Below are 205 nucleotides of genomic sequence, written 5' to 3' on the forward strand. Positions count from 1 at the left end.
GCGCTTTGAGGCTTAGCTTCCGGGTTCGGAATGTAACCGGGCGTTTCCCTCACGCTATGACCACCGAAACACTATGAAACTATCGGCCGCACCACACCCAAAAAGAACGGTGTGGGGTCGTTGTTTCAGAACAACACAGTGGACGCGAGCAACTGAGGACAAGCCCTCGGCCTATTAGTACCGGTCAACTCCACCCCTCACAGGG

At 55.6% G+C, this 205-nt stretch carries 1 rRNA gene; it reads right to left on the reverse strand.

Annotated features, from left to right (window positions below):
- Positions 1-68, reverse strand: a 5S ribosomal RNA gene (gene rrf, locus UK12_RS36185); the annotation flags it as partial.
- Positions 69-205 lie beyond the last annotated feature (137 nt).

This window comes from Saccharothrix sp. ST-888 (assembly GCF_000955975.1).
Lineage (GTDB): Bacteria > Actinomycetota > Actinomycetes > Streptomycetales > Streptomycetaceae > Kitasatospora.